Origin of the sequence: Centipeda flueggei ATCC 43531 (genome assembly GCF_000160695.1) — a bacterium.
In the GTDB taxonomy this organism is placed as follows: Bacteria; Bacillota; Negativicutes; order Selenomonadales; family Selenomonadaceae; genus Centipeda; species Centipeda flueggei.
This window is the reverse complement of sequence record NZ_GG694011.1, coordinates 1-1214: the sequence shown is the minus strand read 5'-3', so window position 1 is coordinate 1214 and position 1214 is coordinate 1. Positions and strand designations below refer to the sequence as shown.

Below are 1214 nucleotides of genomic sequence, written 5' to 3'. Positions count from 1 at the left end.
GGGGCTGTTTCACGACATATATCTGTATATGAGAGTGAAACAGCCCCTCAGCAGTCAGTTCACAGATTACTTAAGGAACTCATCGATGGACTTGAACGGGAGGTTCAGTGCCTTGCCGACCGCCTCGTTCGTGAGGTGACCGTCGATGGTGTTGAGACCATACTTCAGGCCGGGCACCTGCTGGAGGGCAGCCTTGTAGCCCTTCGTTGCGATGTCAACCGCATAGGAGATCGTCGCATTGGTGATGCCAAGCGTCGAGGTGCGGGAGACAGCGCCCGGGATGTTTGCCACGGAGTAGTGGACAACGCCATGCTTCTCGAACGTCGGGTTCTCATGCGTCGTGCAGTGGTCGCACGTCTCGATCGAGCCGCCCTGGTCGATCGCGACGTCGACGACGACGGAGCCCTTCTTCATGGTCTTGATCATTTCCTCGGTGACCAGGATCGGGGTGCGTGCGCCCGGAATGAGGACGGAGCCGATGAGGAGGTCAGCTTCCTTGACCCACTTTGCGATGTTGTAGCTCGAGGAGTACTCGGTGACAACACGGCCGCCGAACATATCGTCGAGCTGACGCAGACGCTCAATCGAGAGATCGATGATCGTGACGCGTGCGCCGAGACCGACAGCGATCTTGGCTGCGTTCGTGCCGACATTGCCGCCGCCGATGATGACGACCTGACCAGCGGAGACACCTGCGATGCCGCCGAGGAGAACGCCGCTGCCGCCGTAACGGCTCTCAAGGAACTGTGCACCGATCTGGACAGACATACGGCCTGCGATCTCACTCATCGGAGCGAGCAGCGGGAGACCGCGGCCCTGCTTGCCGAGAACCGTCTCATAGGCAATACCGACAACCTTCTTCTGAAGGAGTGCCTTCGTGAGCTGGGGCTCTGCTGCAAGATGGAGGTAGGTGAAGAGGATCTGCCCCTCATGGAAGAGGTCATACTCGGATTCCAGCGGCTCTTTTACCTTAACAATCATTTCAGAGCGATCAAACAGAGCCTTCTTGTCCGAGACGATCTCGGCGCCGACTGCCTTGTAGTCGGCATCCGTGAAGCCGCTGCCAACGCCTGCACTCGCCTCAATCAGAACCGTATGACCGGCACGGCGCATTGCCTCAACGCCCGAGGGAGTCATACCGACGCGGAACTCATTGTTCTTGATTTCCTTTGCAACGCCTACAATCATGCTTTTTCCTCCTACTAGATATAGAT

The 1214-nt window shown here is 57.7% G+C and carries 1 protein-coding gene; it reads right to left on the bottom strand.

The genetic code is table 11. The features are described from left to right. Positions 1–66: 66 nt before the first annotated feature. A complete protein-coding gene (gene ald, locus HMPREF0908_RS10350) occupies positions 67–1188 on the bottom strand; it encodes an alanine dehydrogenase (RefSeq protein ID WP_009442945.1) in 1122 nt (373 codons plus the stop codon). Positions 1189–1214: the final 26 nt, after the last annotated feature.

Coding starts and splice junctions, on each gene's coding strand:
- ald (WP_009442945.1), bottom strand. CDS start 1,188: ATGATTGTAGGCGTTGCAAAGGAAATCAAGAACAATGAGTTCCGCGTC.